The 3,476-nt window shown below is 46.1% G+C and carries 4 protein-coding genes and 1 pseudogene; 2 read left to right on the forward strand and 3 right to left on the reverse strand.

Going from position 1 to position 3,476, the window contains the following annotated elements:
* On the reverse strand, positions 1 to 1,411 hold a 1,411-nt coding region (locus Q7J41_RS05885; protein WP_304886159.1), incomplete at its 3' end, for a YifB family Mg chelatase-like AAA ATPase.
* Between the two features lie 22 nt (positions 1,412 to 1,433).
* Positions 1,434 to 1,964: a hypothetical protein gene (locus tag Q7J41_RS05890; RefSeq protein WP_304886162.1), complete on the reverse strand. Its 531-nt coding sequence runs from the start codon at positions 1,962 to 1,964 to the stop codon at positions 1,434 to 1,436.
* A 290-nt stretch (positions 1,965 to 2,254) separates the two neighbouring features.
* Between Q7J41_RS05890 and Q7J41_RS17775 the strand changes: the two are divergent.
* Positions 2,255 to 2,413 (forward strand): annotated as a pseudogene (locus Q7J41_RS17775) (DUF6431 domain-containing protein); the annotation flags it as partial.
* 11 nt (positions 2,414 to 2,424) lie between these two features.
* Here the strand turns inward: Q7J41_RS17775 and Q7J41_RS05895 are convergent.
* The gene (locus tag Q7J41_RS05895) at positions 2,425 to 2,724 is read right to left on the reverse strand and encodes a hypothetical protein (protein ID WP_304886164.1); all 300 of its coding nucleotides are present in this window, start codon (positions 2,722 to 2,724) and stop codon (positions 2,425 to 2,427) included.
* A 34-nt stretch (positions 2,725 to 2,758) separates the two neighbouring features.
* Here Q7J41_RS05895 and Q7J41_RS05900 point away from each other — a divergent pair.
* A partial coding sequence (locus Q7J41_RS05900) for a DDE-type integrase/transposase/recombinase (protein ID WP_304886166.1) occupies positions 2,759 to 3,476 on the forward strand: 718 nt, incomplete at its 3' end.

Genomic DNA, 3,476 nt, shown 5'->3' on the forward strand with positions numbered 1-3,476 from the left:
TATGATACGCTCTGGCACTGTATTTATACCGCTCATAGGCCAACATCAGTAACTTGTGACCCTCATCTTCCAGTTGGCAATGTTCCTTGATTAAAATATTTCCCATTTGCGCATTGCAGTTAATTCGATCGACCTTCGCAAAGCGTTTCTGCTGAATTTTCCGGGCAAATTCCACCCGTTCCCGAAGCAGCTTTGAACTGATCCCGGTAAAATCACTGGATAAATCCATAAAATTAACCGGTCTGACATACTTCTGAATGTCCATGCGATCCATAATCGGTCCAGATATTTTTTGCCGGTATTTCAACACTTCGTAATCACTGCATTTGCATCGATCGGTACCGTAATAACCGCAGGGGCAAGGGTTCATTGCTGCCACCAGCATAAAGCTGGCCGGATAGGTATTGGTATATTTCACCCGGGATATGGTTACCACCTGATCTTCCATTGGTTGTCTCAGGGATTCCAGGGTTTTCTTGCTGAACTCGGCAATTTCATCTAAAAATAACACCCCATTATGGGATAGTGAGATTTCACCCGGGGTTGCATCATTGCCGCCGCCGATTAAAGAATTAGTGGAGGCATTATGATGGGGGGCTCTGAATGGCCGATTCAGAATTAAGCCGCCCTTCTCTCTTAAAATACCGGCAACACTGTAGATCTTTGTGACTTCAAGTGCTTCTTCTTCCGTCATACTTGGCAAAATGGTTGGGATTCGTTTGGCAATCATTGATTTACCGCACCCCGGTGAACCAATCATCAGCAGATTATGACCCCCGGCCGCCGCCACAACAATGTATTCGATCAAGCCATCCTGTCCTTGAACATCTTTAAAATCAAGGTCATCCAGACCTTTGATTTGGTTAGGTTTGGACAGATTATGTTCCTGGTTGTACGGCTTATTTCCTTTTAAGAATTCGACCACATCCACTAGTGCCGCAAAACCGAAGACATTGACATCTTTAACCAGGGTTGCTTCCTTGAGATTATCCATGGGAACAATGATATTTTTAACGCCGGATGCCCTGGCCGCAGTTACCATCGGCAAAATACCGGAGCACGCCCGCAAACTGGCATTTAAAGATAACTCCCCAATAATGCCAAAACGCTCCTCTTTTTGCAACACCAGCTGGCCGGTTTCCATTAATAAACCGATCGCAATGGCCAAATCAAAATGGGAACCGCTCTTTTTTAAATCACTAGGCGCCAAATTAATAACCACCTTCTTTTGCGGAAAAACATATCGGCTGTCATTGATTGCCGCTTCAACCCGTTCTCTGGCTTCTTTTACGGCAGTATCACCCAGCCCAACGATGGAAATCATCGGTTGGCCATTGATCGTTTTGACCTCCACATCCACGAGATAGGCTTCAACTCCAGAAATAGCAAAACTGTTTACAATAGAAGCCATCGTTTCCTCCCGGTTGGTGAATTCATTGATTTTTTGAGACCATTTTATAGATTGCCACTTCGCTCACAGAGATACTTTCTCCGATTGCCCGCATGGTATAATTTTCTTTTAATGCCATTTGAATGAACGCTTTTTTATAGCTGCTCAATGCTCTTTTTCTTGAACCCGATTTTATCGCTTCATAGATTTCGTCATCCATGGTAACTTCTTTTAATAGTTCATCTAATGTTTTTTTAGTCATTTTTTTAGCGGCGTCCGTTTTGATTGGGGTGGTATTTTTCTCCTTGTTTTCAACCCGATCCGAACCTTCAAAAATGTGCTCATCTTCCAGGATCTTTTCATCCATAAAGTTGCAGTATGCTTTTAAAGCATTCTTTCTGTCCGCTGAAAATATTTCCAAAATAAAATCAATGTTTACCAGATCCCAAAGGGTGTTTTTTCGGTAAAATTGATCGCTGCTCCAGGCATAGTCATTGATGCGTTGACAAATCCCCGCACTGACGGGATTTTGATGGATATACCGGAGTAACGATAACAGGTAACGATCATCCATGATACGACCTGGCTCGGCCGCACTGTCAGGTGTTTTAGGGATGGAAGTTTGTCAAGAAACAGCTTTCTTGCAATGCCGTGAATAGCCATATATAATGCCAGTATCAACTGGCATGGAGGTGAAGAAAAAGCACCCCAATACGACTATATCCGACAAGATTGCCGCCGTACTGGGGTGCCCCTAAAACATGATAATAATATCACAGTACGAGATGATTTTCAATAACGAACAACAGATTTTTTATCAGGAGTAAAGAAGATTCGATCTGTCCCTACTGTGACGGTTCACTCATGGTCAAAGACAGCCGTAATCGTCATTGCCTCAATGGCAAAGGCGATCGGCTTGAATTAAGGATACGCCGGCTTAAATGCCGGTCCTGCGGGAAAATCCATACTGAGCTACCGGATTTTCTGCAGCCTTTTAAACATTATGTCTCTCAGGTGATTGAGGACGTTTTGGATCAGGCAACAACGAGCTGTCCGGCCGAAGGTTCCACCATCAGGCGATGGATACAGTGGTTTAACCGGGCGACGGCCAGGATCAATGGCATTCTGATGGCCATTGGGCTCTTCTTCACCCGAACGGCCTCCCCCTTGATGGATCCCACTTCTTTACTCCAGTCGCTGCGCAATACCGGTCCCGGATGGTTGAAGAAGGCCATGCGCCAGCTTGCCAATTCCGGGAATTGAGTCCTGTTTTTAAAAAAAGCAACACACCTGCTTTGCATTTTGTCCAAACAATGGGCATAGTATACTTTCATTATCTCATCACGAGGAATGAAAGGAGCGATGCTCATGAATAAGGAAACAAAAAGAGACGATACCGCAGCCAAGCGATTGATGTATATCACCCCACTCCTGGAGGAGGGGCTGGATCCGGCCAAGATCACGGCGTTAAAAAATGACATCAGTCACAAGGAAGGTACCTCCCCACGCTCGCTGGGACGGTACCTTGCCGCCTATCAAAAAGCAGGCTTTGAAGGGCTCAAGCCCAAAACAGGGACGCGCCGGAATGCCCATACCCTGCCACCCAATTATGATGTGGTGGTTGAACAGGCCATTATTCTCCGGCGGGAACTCCCGTCCCGGAGTGTGCCCCAGATTATCACCATCCTGGAAATGGAAGGCTATGCCAAACCGGGAGACCTGAAACGCAGCACCCTGCAGGGGCATCTTCAAAAAAACGGCTATGCCTCCAAACAGATGAAACTCTATCGTCAGAAAGGCAGTGCTTCCCGCCGGTTTCAAAAAAAACACCGGGGGATGCTGTACCAGGGCGATATTAAGTATGGTCCGTACCTGCCGATTGGCAAAAACGGCAAGCCCAAACAAGTTTACCTGTCCGCCTTTATTGATGATGCCACCCGATCCATCGTTCATGCCAAGTTTTACGACAACCAGAAGGTGGATATTATTGAAGACAGCCTGCGCAGTGCCCTGATGCAGTACGGAAAACCCGATGCCATCTACGTCGATAATGGCAAACAGTACCGCTCCATATGGCTCACCAACG

This window comes from Acetobacterium sp. (assembly GCF_030652775.1).
Classification (GTDB): domain Bacteria; phylum Bacillota; class Clostridia; order Eubacteriales; family Eubacteriaceae; genus Acetobacterium.